The following is a 16,168-nucleotide window of genomic DNA, read 5'->3' on the forward strand; positions in this document are numbered from 1 at the left end:
GTGGTTGATTTTCATCGGAAACTAAAATAATAAAAAATATCGCAATCTTTTGATAGATTATAATTTATAACAGAACTTTTATGCAATATCAGGGAGTACTTACCAAAATGCAGACCGAGATCGGAAACCCAATTCAGTACTATTTAGTTTTTGAATCTGATTTTATTCACGTGAATCAGTTGTTAAATAAAAAGGTAGCTATAAAGTTTGTGGGATATCAGTGCTTGGCTTGCGGCGAGAATAAAAAAATCTATCGACAAGGGTATTGTTACGATGACTTTTTTAATCAACCTCAGGTAGGGGAATGGGTAATGCGTCCGGAATTAAGTACTGCACATTTAGATATTGAAGATCGGGATTTAGATTTTGAAAAAAAAGTACAGCTTCAACCTCATATTGTATATTTAGCAAACTCCAGTAATATTAAAGTAGGTGTAACCAGAAAATCTCAAGTCCCGACCCGATGGATTGATCAGGGGGCTCATGAGGCTATAGAGATTGTAGAAGTGCCTAATCGATATCTTGCAGGTATTACTGAGGTAGCTTTAAAAGAGCATGTTGCTGATAAAACAAATTGGAGAAAAATGCTTAAAAACGATATTGAAGACGAGGATTTAACGGTCTACAGGGATAGGCTTAAAGAATTTATACCTGACGAAGTCAAAGAGTATTTTATAGAAAATAATAAAGAAACAGCACTTAATTTTCCGGTATTAGAGTATCCTAATAAATTAAAGAGTCTTAATCTAGAAAAAACTCCCGAATATTCTGGTATTCTGAAAGGTATAAAAGGTCAATATCTCATTTTTGAAGACAATACTGTTTTTAATGTTAGGAATAGCGAAGGATATGTTGTGCAGTTGACTATCATCTAGCTGGGGGTTTTTATTGTCAATAATTCATTTCCATGCAACTCACATTGCTCAATAGTCTCCGTGATATGATTTATAGTTGTTCTGGGATTGATTAAGCACATTCTTAAAACCACCTGTCCTAAAAGCACTGTTGTGACCAATAATGCTTCTCTGGATTTAATCATTTTTTCAGAAATTTTCTTGTTAACTATATCAATCTCACCTTCTGATAAGTTTTTGTCAATTGGATTAAACCTGAAGTTAATAACTGCAAGGGTTGCAGGAGAAATAACTTCCCATTTTGGACTTTTCCTCAGTATTGCTTCTGTTTTTTCTGCAAGTTCTATATTATACTGAATAGCTTTTTTAAATGAATCCAGACCAAAAGTTTTTAACGACATATAGAATTTTAACGCACGAAAACGACGGGTAAGTTGAATTCCGTGATCGTAAAAGTTGATTTCGGACTCATTGCCTTCTACGTCCCTCAAGTACTCGGGTTTTTCACTAAAAGTTCCACTTAGCCAATTATGATTTTTCACCAATAAGCATCCCATTTCATAGGGCTGAAAAAACCATTTATGTGGATCTACTGTTAAGGAATCTGCTTTTTCAATTCCTTCTAGCAACTTATTTCCGTTTTTAGCCAATATTGCAGCACCGCCATAGGCACCATCAATATGAAACCATAAGTTTTCTTGTTGGCAGATGTTAGCAATTTCATCTAATGGATCTACCGTTCCTGTATTGGTAGTACCTGCAGAAGCAATTATACAAAATGGTTCTAATCCCTGTAGGCGGTCTTTTGCGATGGCATTTTTTAATTTATTGAGGGATATTTTGAATTCCAGATTTGTTGGAATAATTCTTATTTGACTTTTCTTAAAACCAATTACTTTGATGGCTTTTATATTTGAAGAATGCGCTTGATCTGATAAATAAATCACAGCTTTAGAGAAGTCATCTCCGCATTTTATCCTTCTAGCAGTAACCAGAGCTGTTAGATTTGCCATAGACCCACCACTTGTGAAAATACCACCTCCTTCTTTGGTACCAAAACCAAAAATTTCTAATAACCAGTTCATAGTTAATATTTCCAGTTCTGCAGCACCCGGAGAAGCAGCCCATCCGCCAGAGAAAATATTGAATCCGGTAGCTATGGTATCTGCCATTGCACTAATATAATTGCTTGGCCCTGGTACAAAAGAAAATGATTTTGGGTGAGAAACAATTGTGCTCTGTGGTATGACATGTTTCATAACAAAATCTAATACCTCATCGGCATTGGTTGGATAGTGAGGAATCTCTTCAGCTAGTAAGTTGTCCATTTCTTCACGGGTAGCTATTGCCACTGGCTTTTTGGTGTCCTGTGTATCAAAATGTTCTACAATATGATTTATAATGGTATATCCATATTGTTTCATTTCGTTTTTAGATAATGATAGCGTAGGGTTGAGGTTTTTTTTTGCCATTAGTTTTTCTGCAGTTCAGCTGCAAAAATATGAGATTTTAAAAACAAAGAATAGTATAATTCAGTTATAAAAGTGTATAAATTGCGCACATTACAGAATTAACAATTTTACTCCTTGAGCTAAAGAGATAGCAATGAGAACTACACCAATAATCTTGAATAATTTAACTTTGGCATCATCTGATTTTTGTGCCATTTTATTACCCCATTGACTATAAAAATAAAGCGTGGTGATTTTTCCAAGGTATATACCAGAAAAGAAAAGAAACAAAGCGATTAACGAAGTATGCTGGGTAAGTTGAAAAATGTATTTGTTTGTGAGAGATATCGCTACGATCCAATATAAAATTACTGGAGGGTTTAAAACGGCAAGGGAGAAACCTATAAAAAGTTTGGACTTTTCTGGTTTAATTTTAAATGTATTTTCAGAAACTGTTTTCCTCTTTTTTCTTATCAAAAAGTAAATTCCGATAATTAAAAATAAAGAGATAATAGTTACCTGTATCCATTGATGATTTTCAAAAAAGGAGGTAAGTTCCATACTGCAGTGTAAAGCAAAAAAAGCTAATACTACTTCGCCCACGCCGGCAGCCAGTGTAATCCTAAAGGCTTGTTTTAGATCTTCTTGTAATGTAGTGTTGATAACAGCAATATTTACAGCTCCAAGTGGAAGAGCACCAACTGTAGAGGTAAAGAATCCGAGAATGAGATATACAATAATCATATCCTCTTAGTATTCGTTTTTTGATCAAACTTACATATTACAGTAAAAAAATATAGTAAACGAATTTTCTTTTGGAAGTGTTTTTTGACTTTACAAAAAGATACAGTTTTTTTAATAAACTTGAATGGTCAAAAACTTCTATTCACACCTATTCTCATTTTCTTTATGATTTCTTCAAAATATAGAATAGTTAAAATTATCTTTTCAGTATCGGCATAAGGCACCAATTCTTCTATAGAGGTTTCTGCGGTGCTAATGGCTTCTTGAGTTGCTTCTACGCTTTTTTTGAGTGATTTTATATGATCAGAGTCTTCTTTGATACCTAAATCACCAAGACGCACATCCGGTTCATTGGTTAATGATAGGAATGGAATAACTGTCATAATTTCTCTAACTCTATCTTGATAAATTTTAATTAGGTCACCTTTTTTTAAATTTTCTAGCTCACTAATAGTATGAAATCTGTTTATTTGATCTTTTTGAATAAAGAAAACGGCTTCATCTCTTTTCTGACTATGTGTATATTGAAAAAAGAGAAAAGAGATAAAACCAATAAGTAATCTTGACTTAAGCATAATGTTACATTAATATATTAGTATCTATATTAGATTTTGGGGATCTGGAACAAAAAAAGCTGTGTTTTTATAATTGCTATTGCATAACCATATAATTGTTCATCGCTTTTTTAAGCTGAAACTTAGGAGCAAATTTGTCATTAGGATCTTCAAACAATACATCTACGCTTACAAAGTCTTGAGTGAACCTATTGTATTTTAAAATATCCAGAATACCATTGTTCGGCTGGTAAGATACTTCAACACCATCTCCATGAATATTAAAAAAGCTATTATCCATTTTGAAAGCTCTTTCAATTACTGCTAACGACGTGTATGATTGATCGAACTTAACTACATTTAGGAATCCTGATATTTTAGAATTATGGATGTAAACAAGGGCTCTATTAGTTGCTGAAATAGCTGATGTTGTGTGTATATAGTTTGAATTGTCAGAAAGATTAACAAAAGTTGAATTGGTTATGGTTACATCTGTTATGGCATCAGGTCGAGTAAAACCAAGATTTTTATCATATCCATCAATTTCGATCGCATAAGATCCTTTAGGACTCGTTATATACGGATGACGAATTGCCATTAAATGATCCAAATCACCTTTGAAGCCTTTAGAGATTTGAAAATCATCATCTTCTGCTTTGAATGAAAGCATGTTTCTTAAATTATTTTTACCACCTGTCCAATTAAAGGAGTCTTGCCCTGAATAACTAACCATGACGTGATCGATAATGGATGCAGCTCCAATACCAAATAAAGATAATCCATTAATGTTTTCTGTACTTTTAGATTTGTTTCCTGGAAATTCTATTCTTACGTATCGCATAATTGCAGTCTGTTCATCGTACGCAGTTCCACCATAGACAGAGTATTGCGTATTAAATCCTCCACTGAAAACTCCGTTTCCTGAAACTGTATTAACTTTTCCGGAACCGGCGATAACAATTCCTCCCCAATCTCCACTTGCCCTAGACTTAGGCGCTTTATTAGAAGTGAAAACTATAGGATTCGTTTCTGAACCAACAGCAATAAGTTTTGAGCCTCTGGAAATAATTAGAGTACCTGGATTTTGATGATCACCTCTTATGACTGTACCTTCTTCTATGGTTAATGTGGCATTACCAATAACATAAGTGTCACCAGAGAGTAAGTAAGTTGTCTTATTACTTAAAAAAGTATCATCTGCTATGATATTAGGTAGTTTTTCATCGGCATCTGGATAAATTGTTGCATTAGGCGTAAAATCTGTCCAGCCATTTATCCATTTACTATCATCTTTGTCAAATTCTTGGGCAAATGAATTAAAAATAAAAAAGGAAAATAACGTACATGTAATGAAAACGCATCTTAGTTTCATAAATTGAAATTTTGGGGTTAATAAAATAGAAGAAAAATCTTTCTTCATTTTTACGAACACTAAATTAATAAGGTTTTTCTAATTTGAATTACGTGTTTACCGCAATAAATGTACGTTTGTCGATATTTAGTATTTAATTAATAAAATTTTAGAAGTCTATTTCCTACTTTTTTAACATTTAGGGTATTGAAAATCAATATATTAATAATCTTCTTATGCTTTTTTTGGAAATATTTAACTTTTGGGATTTTTCCCTGATTAACGGAAGTGCTTGCTAATGGTTTGTTTTTAAAGAATTGTTTATCAATAAGTTATGTTTAAAAGATTATTTCGAAATTCAATAAGCTTGATACTGTTGGTTAAATTTTTTTGCCTAGAAAGGCAATTTTATGAACACTAGACTATCGACAAAGAGTATAAAAAGCACTATGAACAATTTTTTTTAGGATGACATTACGAGCCTAACTGTTTCCGTTTTTGCCTAAACGCATTTTTTTAATCATTTTTTCAAAATGTAGAACTGCCCAAATAATTTTATCAGTATCAGAATATGGAACAAGTTCTTTTATGGTATTGGCCGTGTAAACGAATGCTCTATCTGCTATTTCGTTATTTTTTTCAACTACTTTTATATGATCAGAGTCTTCTTTGATCCCAACATCGCCAAGACTGGTTCCTGATTTATTTGATAAAGATAAATAAGGGAGTACTATAAAAATTTCTTTAGCACGTTCTAAGTAAAGTTCTATTAATGCTCCTTTGTTAAGGTCTTGCAGCTCATCAATTGTATGAAATCTTTGCGGCCATTGTTGATTTGCCAGCGTATTCAATTCTAACATATCTAAGGATTGTGGTTTCTTCATTAATGTCGTTTCCACCAAATATGGAATACAAAGGATTAAACTTTCTTTTAATAATCCCTTCCCCTTCTATAGTATTTGCTTTGCCAGAACCAATTATGGTAATTCCTCCCCAATCACCACTCTTTTTAGAATATTGTGATTTGTTGAAGGTAAATACTATCGGTGCATTCTTACCTCCGTCAGCAATAAGTTTTGCGCCTTTAGTAATAATTAAGTTAGTAGCGTTTTCGGTATCTGCTTTTATAAGTGTTCCTTTTTGTATGGTCAGTGTTGCATTATCTGTTACGTAAACATCACCAGAGATAAGGTACACAACATCACTTCTTAGATATGTATCGCTGTTTATTACATTAGGTAATTGTTCGTCATTATTAGGATAATTAATCTCGTTTGACTCAAAGTATGTCCAATCCCTTGTCCATTTCATAGTATTAGGATTGAAATTATTTTGGGATAAAATAGAAATAGAAACAACAATAGATATAAATATGCTAAGTAGTTTCCCTTTTTTAATAATTCCGTGATTTATGTCTTACACTTTATTAAACCACATTAGAAGAATTATCAAAAACTCACAATTTATCTGTTTGTGACATTATTTACTACGAACAAACGAAATGAAGATTATATTAAAAATCATTTATTAACATTTTTTTGTCTGTGTCATTTACAGAATTCTCATAAAATTCGGCTCTGTATTTCTTTACTTTCGTGATCAATTAAGGATGCTTCGATGATGCTTCGTATGATTAGAAAAAAAGAAAAAAAACAGCTAAAAAAGCTGTTTTTCTAAGTTAGGATATTTGACTTTTAAAAATTTCCATTGACTCCTATTCGGATTTTTTTAATCATTTCTTCATAATATAAAATAGACCAGATTATTTTTTCGGTATCCGCATATGGTATGAATTCAGTGATTAAGTTACTAGTGCTTTCAAAAGCATCTGTAGTGGTTTCGTGATGTTTTTTTAATAGTTTTAGATTATCAGAGTTTTCTTTAATTCCAATATCCGAAAGGCTTACATCTGCTTCATTGGTTAATGCTATATAGGGAAGAACGGTAATAATTTCATTGGCGCGCTCTATATATATTTTAACCAGTTCTCCTTTTTTTAAATCTTCTAGCTCATCAATGGTATGAAACTTTGTGATAAGTGTGTTTTGGTCAAAAAATATATTTTTTTTGGATTGAGCAAAACTGGTAATGGCTAGAAACAAGGTTAATACTATGGTAATTGATTTCATTATATGGGTATTAATTATGGCAATGTTATCTTATTGTGTGACGGTATACGTGTCACGAGATTGTTTAAGTGTAAATTTTGGGTTTTTAGAATCTAGAGGTTTCTCAAAGAAATCAGTCACGTTTTTAAATTGCGTTGTAAACATATTATACTTTAGCAATTTTTGAGCTTCAGTTTTTGGCTCTAAAGGAACCAGTACATTGGTATCGTGAACATTAAAAATGCTGTTCTCTAAAGAAAAGGATTTTTCTAAGGTTGTAAATGAGGTATATGATTTATCAAACTTGACCACGTTTGCAAAACCGGAGATTTTGGTATCGGTAAGGTTTAACCGTGCCAGATTCTTTGATGAAATGGCAGCTTTAGTATGCTTGAAGTTGCTGCTGTCAGATAGATTAATTAGGGTGGCATCCCTTATAATTACTGATGATAATTCCTGTGATGTCATTCCTAATTTTTTGTCGAATCCATCGATCTCAATAGCATAAGATCCGCTAACGTCAGATATATATGGGTGTCTTATAGCCAGAATGTTATATAATTCCCCCTGAAACCCTAATGTAAAATCAAAGTCATCATCTTTGGCTTTATATGAAATCAAGTTGTTCATATCAATCTTTCCTCCAAAAAATTCAAATGAATCATCTGCAGAGTGGCTGATCATAATATTATTTAGGATAGATTCTTTGCCTAATGCATATAAAGAAAGTCCATTTAACTCCTTAGATCTATTGATTTTTTTACCGGCATACTCAATTCTTACATAGGTCATAATTGCAGTCATTTCATTATCATTATTTCCTCCATACAATGAATATTGTGGTAAAAAATTACCTTCTATGATACCTGCGTCAGATGGAGAATTAATTGTTCCTGATCCAGCAATAATAATTCCACCCCAGTCTCCGCTCTTACGCGCTTTTGGGGATTTACTAGATGTAAAAACAATGGGTAGCCCGTTAAGGCCTCTGGCAATTAGTTTTGATCCTTTACTGATGATAAGGCTCGTTTCTATTTCGGTATCACATCGAATGATGGTTCCTTCTTGAATAGTCAATGTAGCTCCGTTAGTAACATAAACATTGCCAGACATTAAATAAACCGAATCATTTGAAAGATAAACATCTTGATCAATTATGGTGGGTATGTCTTCGTCTGCTTGAGGATATGCTTCGTGATTAGGATCGAAATTAGTCCATCCTTTCATCCATTTCATAGAATCATCATTCATGATATTTTGAGATGAAACGATAGATGAGGAAAATATCAGTATTGTCAGGGATAAAATTGTGGATCTCATAACTGTTATGGGGGTTTTAGTATTTTGAGAGTAAAATTATAACTATAGGTTTCTGACCTGTTAGATATGACTTTACTAAATAGTTAATTCAGTTTTAATAAATTTATTGTGTACGAAGCTAAGTTTTTTACTGAAGGAGGTATTGTAAACCTCGGATGTCTTTTGCGAAGTATCAATGGGTTCTAATTTTTTAAATGGTTCATACCTGATTGCTGAATCCAATTAAAAGCTTACCCTTATTTTGTGTTATCCCAAGGCTAATGTAGTAAGAAATACGCTTTAAAAAAATTAATAGACTCTATTACTAAATCATTGTTGAGAATTTTATGTAAAATGGAGATATTCTCTGTTTTGACTAGTGAAATGATAAAAAAACGAATGATTTACTTATGTTATTCAGGGGGTTAGTTTTTGGTTTTTGTAGTGTCTTTCTTCTTTTTCTTACCAAGAAATCCGCCTAAAATATCCTTAGCAGCATCTTTAAGTTTGTCTTCTGGTTCATCTGTTGTTGTTTTTGTAGAATCTTTTTCTTTGTTGGATCCACCCAATAAATCTGTAAGTACACCGGTACCTTTATCGAGAATTTTGTCTTTAGCCTTTTCTTTTTGTTTTTCTATGATCTGTTGTGTTAATTGAGTAACGGCTTGTTTGGTGTTAAGATTTATCGTTGGATTAGAAAAATTACCTGATATACCAATCGGTAGGGCTACTTTCATTTCGTTCACTTCTTTATCGCTAAGTTGAGAAATCAACCCACCAACATCATTACCTAAATATTTAGCAGGAATGTCTAACGATACGTTGTAATTCATGCTCATATCAAAACTATGTGTACCTCCAGCGGTCACTTTAATTCCTTTAATGTCAAAATCAAAAGGTTTTACATTAATTTTACCGTCATCAAAACTTAAAGAGGTCTTAATATCCTTGAGACTCAACTTGTCAAGGTCTAAAAATTTTAGTTGACTATCTAGTTTAGACAATAATGGTGTCTGTGCTGTGCTGACCTGAGCGTCCAATATTTCTGCCAGAGCATTTCCTTTTAATGAATTTAGTACAGGAGTTAGATCTTTATTTAGATTACCATTAAGGTTTATTTGAGTCGTTAATGCACCGGTAAGAGCCTTTGCTATTGGTGCTAAACCTTGTAATAATTCAAGACTCGAGAAGGATTTTGCAATGTCTATTTGGCTTAGATCCAAGTTCATTCCAAAATTAGGAGTTTCAGATTTTGTAGATACCTTGCCATTAAAAGCAAGTCCTCCATCAAATAGATCGGATGTTACGTTTTGTAAATAGGCAGTTTCATCACTTATTTTTACACTTCCTTTTGTGTTTTTTAATTCGAGATTGTCGTAAAGGACTTTTTTAGCATCAAAGTTTAATGTTGCATCAATAAAAGACGGAATCTGGAGAGCTTCTTCATTTGTTTTGTCAACTTCTACTGCTGTAGATTCATTTTGGGCTACCATAAAATCATTTACTGCAAAAACTTCAGAACTAACATTAAAATTTCCTTTGAGATCTTGTTTTGAAAATAAAAAGCCCATCAAGTTATTGATAGTACCTTCTGCAGTAAGGTCTGATGTTCCTGTAGTCACTTGCATTTTGTCTAACGTAATGGTCTTTGGCTTAAAACTTACATTGGCTTTTTTTATTTTTATTTCATTTGGTAACTCTGGAGAAGCATAGGTAAAATTGTCTAGGCTGGCTGTTCCAGAGCTTTTCACGTTTTGATATTGTTCTTTTTCTAAAGATTGCATATCAAAATTGGTGTTTACATTTGCTCTTAGGATGCCATTTAGTTGTTGTTCTAATTTCAGAGGATATGCCTTGTCTAAGTTAGCAAGATTTAGTGTTCCGTTCACAGCCATATCAACTATCATATTTTGGGTGATATTACGTAAACTACCTTTGGCGGCAAACGTATCCTGATCGATCCTGAAAGTTAAGTTATCAATTTTTACATAAGTGTCATCAGCAAGACCAGTATCGTTTTTGATTTGAGTATCTATGGTAATATTCTGAACACTTTTCGGAAGATTAGGATATTTGAAAGAGGCATTGTTAGAGGCTATTTTAATATCCATTTTTGGTATGTGTGTGTCATCTACTTTTCCTTTTATAGATCCATTTACAGAAAAATCTCCGGTAGTTTGTACTCCATCAAGGTTTTTAGCATATGCCTCTGGGATCACCGCTAAGAAATTCTTAAAATCCGAGGAGGGTGTTTTAAAGCTAAGATCTACTTCTGTGTATTTTTCAAAAAGTTGTACAAATCCTTCAAACTCTAATGGGAGTTGATTTACATAGGCCTTATTTTCTTTAAAAGCATATCGTTGATTTTTGAGATCTAATTCAAGGTCTGCATCCAGTTTTAGCGCATTTTTGTTTAGATATTTGGTATCATTCAGAATTAAGGAAACTTCTGAGCTTGACTGCGTGTCAAGTATTACATTTTCACCAGATAAGGAGCCATCGCCACTGTGATTTACATTGGTCATTATAAGAGCAACCTTGCTGATTTCATCTTTATACAAAAGTTTGCTGTTGTTTATTTCATAATGATCTAGTTCAAAAATAAAAGAGTCTCCTTTGTCTTCTGTAGCAACTTCCGTTTTATCTTGTTTTTTTGTAATGTTAAAGTTTGAATTTCCTAATGAGTCTGTTTTGATAGCTATATTGGCCTCATCAATAATAATTTTTTGAACACTTATTGGTTCTGAAGCATCTTTGAACAATTCATTGATAGACATGTCAAGCGATATCGTTTTTGCATAGGCAAGTGTATCTCCTTCAAAAGGTTCAAAATTAATAATAGATAGTTCATCTATTACAACAGATGCTTGTGGAAAGCTCCTGATCAAACTAATATCCACATCTGTAAAATCTACTTTTGCATTCACGTGTTGATTTGCTAAATAACGGATCTTATCTTTGATTGTTCCTCCAAACAAGAAGGGCAGCGAAATGATGAGTATGACTAATAGAATTAAAAGAATTCCGAAGATTTTAAGAGCTTTTTTGATCATTTTAATTGCTTTTGTGTAAAGTAACGATATACAAAGGTACGATGTTGCTATTTTTGAGTTAACTATTTGTTAGATTTTTTAATATTCAAGGTTTAATTCTCCTCCTGGTTGCAGTTTGAATCTTTTTCTAAGAGCAAAAACCGAAACATACAACAGTGGTGTATCTAAAGTGGCTACGATTACCTTAAAAAGAAAACCACTCATTACAAAGGGGATAAAATTGTCCCAAGAAAAAATCCCATTAAAACATAAAAGCGAAATGATAATAGTACTATCTATAAACTGTGAGAGAAAGGTGGAAAAATTATTCCTGATCCATAAGTGCTTTCCTTTAGTAATACGTTTCCAAAAATGAAAAATTTTGATATCAATATACTGGGCAAAAAGATAGGCGGTCATAGAAGCAAAAACTGAAATCATACTTTTCCCAAAAACTAAATTAAAAGTATCGTCATCAACTTGAAGGTTTGGATCAGTTCCAGGATCTATAAAAGCAGTTACAGAAGATGCCGAGTAGATAATTAAGAGGGAAAATACAGAGGCAAAAATTCCTGCTGTAACCATAAGATTAGCTTTCTTTTTACCATAAATTTCACTTACAATATCAGTTATTAGGAAAGTTAAGGGATAAGGAATTAAACCGACACTAATTGTAAAGGTATAAATTCCGAAAAAATCCCATTGAAAGAACTTTTGAAAAATAAGATTGCAAACGACTAATGAAGAAATGAATAAAGCTCCAAGTATGAAGTAAATTCTGTAAGCGACTATTCTATCTTTAAGATTCAGGGAAGTTTTATTCAAAATATAATTAGTTAATAACACTTGGCACAAAAATAAGGTGGAGTGATTTTGTTTTCCTTAATTTGCTCTTAAAAGTACAGAGTTCTGATCAGAAAATAAATTTCCACAATTGAAAACATCATATAATATACATATTTCACTAGGAAGTAATATGGGAGATCGACTGGATTATCTTCAGAAAGCGATTGATAAAATATACAACAGTATTGGAGATGTGTTGGATATTTCGGCGGTTTATCAAACGCCGGCTTGGGGGTTTAGTAGTGACGATTTTTATAATGCCTGTATTTTGGTAAAGACTTTTGACCCTACTTCAGAAGTATTGGATAAACTTTTAGAAATTGAAAATTCATTAGGAAGAAATAGAACAGATGGAGAAGGTTATGAAGCAAGAACTATTGATCTAGATATTATTTTTTCTTCAGAAGGTGTTCTAAAAACGGACAAGTTGGTCGTTCCCCATCCGTCATTTCAGGATCGTAGATTTGTATTGGAGCCACTTGCAGAAATAGCAGGAACAAAAGAGCACCCTGTGTTCTATAAAACTGTAAATCAGTTATTGGAGCTAACTAAAGATACTTCTCATATTACCAAACTTAATGAGGTACTTTTAAATCCTAAACAAAAATATTTTTTATCAGCAGTTCAATATCTAACAATAGAAGGAAATATTGGAGCCGGTAAAACAAGTTTAGCGCATCTGATTGCTCAAGAGTTTAACGCTAAGTTGGTGTTAGAGCGTTTTGCCGACAATCCTTTTTTGCCAAAATTCTATGAGGATATGGAGCGTTATGCCTTTCCGCTGGAAATGTCATTTTTGGCAGATCGATATCAACGACTTCAGGATGATATAGGGCAATTTGATCTATTTAAGGATTTTGTAGTAAGCGATTATGATGTGTTTAAATCATTGATTTTTGCTCAAGTAACTTTGCAGGAAGATGAGTATAAACTATACAAGAAGGTTTTTGATATAATGTATCGAGATTTGCCAAAGCCTGGTTTGTATGTATATTTATATCAAAACACGGAACGTTTGTTGGAAAATATAAAAAAGAGAGGTCGCGAGTATGAACAGAAAATTCCAGCAGAATATCTAAACAAAATTAACAAAGGGTACTTGCAATTCATCAAATCACAAGCACACTTTAATGTTCGAATCATAGATATATCTGATAAGGATTTTATCAGCAATCGTGAAGATTATATTTGGATTTTAAATCGGTTGATCGAATAATCTATCCCTTTTGTAGCTCAATAGCAACTTCTTGAACTTCATCTAAAACACGAAGTAAATTGCCGCTCCAAAGTTTTTCTATTTGTGCTTCGGTATATCCGCGTTTTACCAATTCTAAAGTGACGTTAAAGGTTTCTGAAGCATCACTCCATCCTTCGATTCCACCACCACCATCAAAATCTGAGCTGATACCTACGTGTTCAATGCCGATTTTATCAACCATATAATCAATATGATTTACGAAATCTACCACATCAACAGCAGGAGGTAAGTCTTTCATCTTTTTGATCTTTACTCTTCTGATTGCTGCCATTTTCCCAAGAAAATCATAATAAGTTTCTTTATCTTCAGAACTTAATTTCATAACTTCTTCTCGCTCTAGCCAAGTGACTCCCATAGAATCTGCTATTTGTTTTCCAATTTCTACTTCTTTAACCACTCTCTTTTCAAACTTTTCAGTATTCAAATAAGAGGTAAAAGCAACGGTTTGTACCACACCGCCATTTTCTTTTAACCACTGCAATTGTTCATCGTCTAAGTTTCTACTATGATCACACAATGCTCGGGCAGAAGAATGAGAAGCAATAATCGGAGCTTTTGAAAGCTCGATCATCTGACGCATGGATTCCTTAGATGGATGTGATACGTCAATCATCATACCCCATTTATTCATTTCGGCAACAACTTCTTTTCCAAGATCACTTAGGCCATTATGTAGCCATATATCGTCAGCTTCGCCAGTATTAGAGTCGCAGAGTTGACTATGTCCGTTATGAGATAAGGACATATATCTTCCGCCAAGATCATAAAACTTTTTCACATTATTAATATCGGTACCAATCGGATAGCCGTTTTCGATTCCGATCATTGCTACTTTTTTACCGGATTTATGAATCCTACGAACATCTTCAGAAGTCAATGCTAATTCTATTTGATCAGGGGCTATGGAATCCACTAATCTGTGTATGGCGTCAAACTTAGACATCGCAATCTTATGTGCTTTTTGAAATCCTTCAGTGTTTAATGAATCCTGTCCGGTATATACAATAAACCAAGCTACATCTAATCCGCCTTTTTTCATTTTTGGAAGAGTAATTTGAGAATTCAGGTCTTGGGTGTAATTGATGGAGTCTGTAAAGTTTTTAATATTAATATCACAGTGAGTATCCAAGGTAATCACATTTTTATGAATTTCTTTTGCCTTTGCAATAAGTTGCTCTTCTGTCATTGATTCTTCTTTATTAGAAGTTTTTTGTTTTTGGTTACAGCTTAGTAAAGTCAGACAGATGACCAGAAGTGTACTGAGATATTTCATAGTTGGATTTTGAATTGCGTTAGTTAGCCCTAAACTTACAAAACAAAATCTGGAATGCCTACTTCCCAGTTGTTCATTACAGGTTTAAGGTTACAGATACCTGTTTTTCAAATTCAAAACCATCAGTAGTTTCTACATATAGGGTAAAAGTGTATTCTTGATTTTCAAATTGAGATTTTTCCAGAAAATCGTTTAAAAAAGTAATCTGAATGAGATCATAAAAAACTTCAGTTTTATTGGCAATTTCGGTAATGTCTATCAGATTTGAATTGGCAGGAATGGTATTGCCGTCATAGATAAATTCTTTATCAAGACTTACAACAAGACTTTCTTCATTTAATCGGTTTAAAAAAGTGTCATTATCGCAGGATGTAGCAAAAGCAGAAGTGATGAAGTTGAAATCAATGGTAGCTGTAGTAAAGGTGTTTTCTCCAAATCTAGCCAGTAAAGTAAACTCATCGGTTACAGTAGTTACAGGATCCTGGATGTCTTGTGTGGCAAGTTGAAAAATTTCTAAACTTTCGAAGCTCTGGAGCTGAAAAGTTTGTTCTGGGCAACAGCTATAAGCGATTACTGATACCAGTGTAAATGCTACGTATAATTTTACTGTAGTGATAATTTTCTTTTTCATGGTTTTCTCTTTTTATTTTCAAGTAATAGATGGATGTCATATTAAATGGTTGCGTGCGATAGCCATAAGAAGGAAAAGAAGTTTGGATTTTAAACAAGTTTGTTAAACAAGTCCCATATCACAACCCCGGCACTCACAGAAATATTTAAAGAATGTTTGCTACCGTATTGCGGTATTTCAATGACCTTATGACTAGCAGAAACTACTTCTTGTTGCACTCCTTTTACCTCATTACCAAAAACAATTGCATAAGTTTGATTGGGTTCTGGTTTGAAATCTTGTAACATTATTGCATTTTCTGCCTGTTCTATAGAAAGGATACGTACATTTTCAGCTTTTAGTTTTGTTATAAGTGCTATAGTGCTTTCGGCATATTCCCAAGCTACAGTTTCAGTCGCTCCCAGTGCGGTTTTTTGAATGTCTTTGTGAGGTGGAGTTGCAGTGATACCGCATAGGTATATTTTTTTAATCAAAAAAGCATCTGCCGTTCTAAACACAGATCCAATATTATTAAGACTTCGGATATTATCAAGGATGATAATCAGCGGAGTTTTTTCTGCATCTTTAAATTCAGCCACTGTTTTGCGATCTAGTTCGCTATTTTTTAATTTTCTTTTCTTTTCCATTATGGCAAAAATATCATTTATTCATTGAAACTGGATTGTGAATAAAAATGAATAACTCCTTTTCACTACGTTTCAAAAAAAAATAGAGAATACCTACTTTAGCCACAGTAGAAAAATTATATCCTGTTGGCAGCAAAAAAA

At 33.0% G+C, this 16,168-nt stretch carries 15 protein-coding genes; 2 read left to right on the top strand and 13 right to left on the bottom strand.

Annotation, left to right across the window (positions count from 1 at the left end; translation table 11 throughout):
- Positions 1 to 80 precede the first annotated feature (80 nt).
- Positions 81 to 875, top strand: a complete 795-nt coding sequence (locus tag ACE94K_RS06965) for a DUF2797 domain-containing protein (protein ID WP_378181919.1) — start codon at positions 81 to 83, stop codon at positions 873 to 875.
- Here the strand turns inward: ACE94K_RS06965 and ACE94K_RS06970 are convergent.
- From ACE94K_RS06970 to ACE94K_RS07015, 10 genes are all read right to left on the bottom strand, one after another.
- Positions 872 to 2,326, bottom strand: a complete 1,455-nt coding sequence (locus ACE94K_RS06970) for a pyridoxal phosphate-dependent decarboxylase family protein (RefSeq protein WP_378181921.1) — start codon at positions 2,324 to 2,326, stop codon at positions 872 to 874. The two genes, ACE94K_RS06965 and ACE94K_RS06970, sit on opposite strands and share 4 nt — an antisense overlap.
- 90 nt (positions 2,327 to 2,416) lie before the next feature.
- Complete coding sequence (locus ACE94K_RS06975; protein WP_378181924.1) at positions 2,417 to 3,049, bottom strand: LysE family transporter; 633 nt, start codon at positions 3,047 to 3,049, stop codon at positions 2,417 to 2,419.
- A gap of 128 nt (positions 3,050 to 3,177) precedes the next feature.
- A complete protein-coding gene (locus ACE94K_RS06980; RefSeq protein ID WP_378181927.1) occupies positions 3,178 to 3,624 on the bottom strand; it encodes a hypothetical protein in 447 nt (148 codons plus the stop codon).
- Between the two features lie 76 nt (positions 3,625 to 3,700).
- The gene (locus tag ACE94K_RS06985) at positions 3,701 to 4,975 is read right to left on the bottom strand and encodes a hypothetical protein (protein ID WP_378181929.1); all 1,275 of its coding nucleotides are present in this window, start codon (positions 4,973 to 4,975) and stop codon (positions 3,701 to 3,703) included.
- A gap of 461 nt (positions 4,976 to 5,436) precedes the next feature.
- Complete coding sequence (locus tag ACE94K_RS06990; RefSeq protein ID WP_378181932.1) at positions 5,437 to 5,814, bottom strand: hypothetical protein; 378 nt, start codon at positions 5,812 to 5,814, stop codon at positions 5,437 to 5,439.
- Positions 5,756 to 6,265 (bottom strand): hypothetical protein, encoded by a 510-nt coding sequence (locus ACE94K_RS06995; protein WP_378181935.1) that lies wholly within the window; start codon positions 6,263 to 6,265, stop codon positions 5,756 to 5,758. Before ACE94K_RS06995 ends, ACE94K_RS06990 begins: the two co-directional genes overlap by 59 nt.
- A 383-nt stretch (positions 6,266 to 6,648) precedes the next feature.
- Complete coding sequence (locus tag ACE94K_RS07000) at positions 6,649 to 7,083, bottom strand: hypothetical protein (protein WP_378181938.1); 435 nt, start codon at positions 7,081 to 7,083, stop codon at positions 6,649 to 6,651.
- A 30-nt stretch (positions 7,084 to 7,113) separates the two neighbouring features.
- Positions 7,114 to 8,382: a hypothetical protein gene (locus tag ACE94K_RS07005; RefSeq protein ID WP_378181941.1), complete on the bottom strand. Its 1,269-nt coding sequence runs from the start codon at positions 8,380 to 8,382 to the stop codon at positions 7,114 to 7,116.
- Between the two features lie 404 nt (positions 8,383 to 8,786).
- On the bottom strand, positions 8,787 to 11,414 hold the full coding sequence (locus ACE94K_RS07010) for an AsmA-like C-terminal region-containing protein (protein ID WP_378181944.1): 2,628 nt from the start codon (positions 11,412 to 11,414) through the stop codon (positions 8,787 to 8,789).
- 78 nt (positions 11,415 to 11,492) lie between these two features.
- Positions 11,493 to 12,218 (bottom strand): queuosine precursor transporter, encoded by a 726-nt coding sequence (locus tag ACE94K_RS07015; RefSeq protein ID WP_378181947.1) that lies wholly within the window; start codon positions 12,216 to 12,218, stop codon positions 11,493 to 11,495.
- A gap of 109 nt (positions 12,219 to 12,327) precedes the next feature.
- Here ACE94K_RS07015 and folK point away from each other — a divergent pair, with 109 nt between their 5' ends.
- Positions 12,328 to 13,455, top strand: coding sequence for a 2-amino-4-hydroxy-6-hydroxymethyldihydropteridine diphosphokinase (gene folK / locus ACE94K_RS07020; protein ID WP_378181950.1), 1,128 nt, complete (start codon positions 12,328 to 12,330; stop codon positions 13,453 to 13,455).
- A 1-nt stretch (position 13,456) separates the two neighbouring features.
- Here the strand turns inward: folK and ACE94K_RS07025 are convergent, their stop codons facing one another.
- The 3 genes from ACE94K_RS07025 to ACE94K_RS07035 form a co-directional block, all read right to left on the bottom strand.
- Entirely contained in the window at positions 13,457 to 14,770 is a 1,314-nt protein-coding gene (locus ACE94K_RS07025; RefSeq protein ID WP_378181953.1) for a dipeptidase, read from the bottom strand.
- A 76-nt stretch (positions 14,771 to 14,846) separates the two neighbouring features.
- Positions 14,847 to 15,401, bottom strand: a complete 555-nt coding sequence (locus ACE94K_RS07030) for a hypothetical protein (protein WP_378181956.1) — start codon at positions 15,399 to 15,401, stop codon at positions 14,847 to 14,849.
- Between the two features lie 89 nt (positions 15,402 to 15,490).
- Positions 15,491 to 16,027: an RNA methyltransferase gene (locus ACE94K_RS07035; RefSeq protein WP_378181959.1), complete on the bottom strand. Its 537-nt coding sequence runs from the start codon at positions 16,025 to 16,027 to the stop codon at positions 15,491 to 15,493.
- Between the last annotated feature and the right edge of the window lie 141 nt (positions 16,028 to 16,168).

The organism is Aquimarina besae (assembly GCF_042434905.1).
Classification (GTDB): Bacteria; Bacteroidota; Bacteroidia; order Flavobacteriales; family Flavobacteriaceae; genus Aquimarina.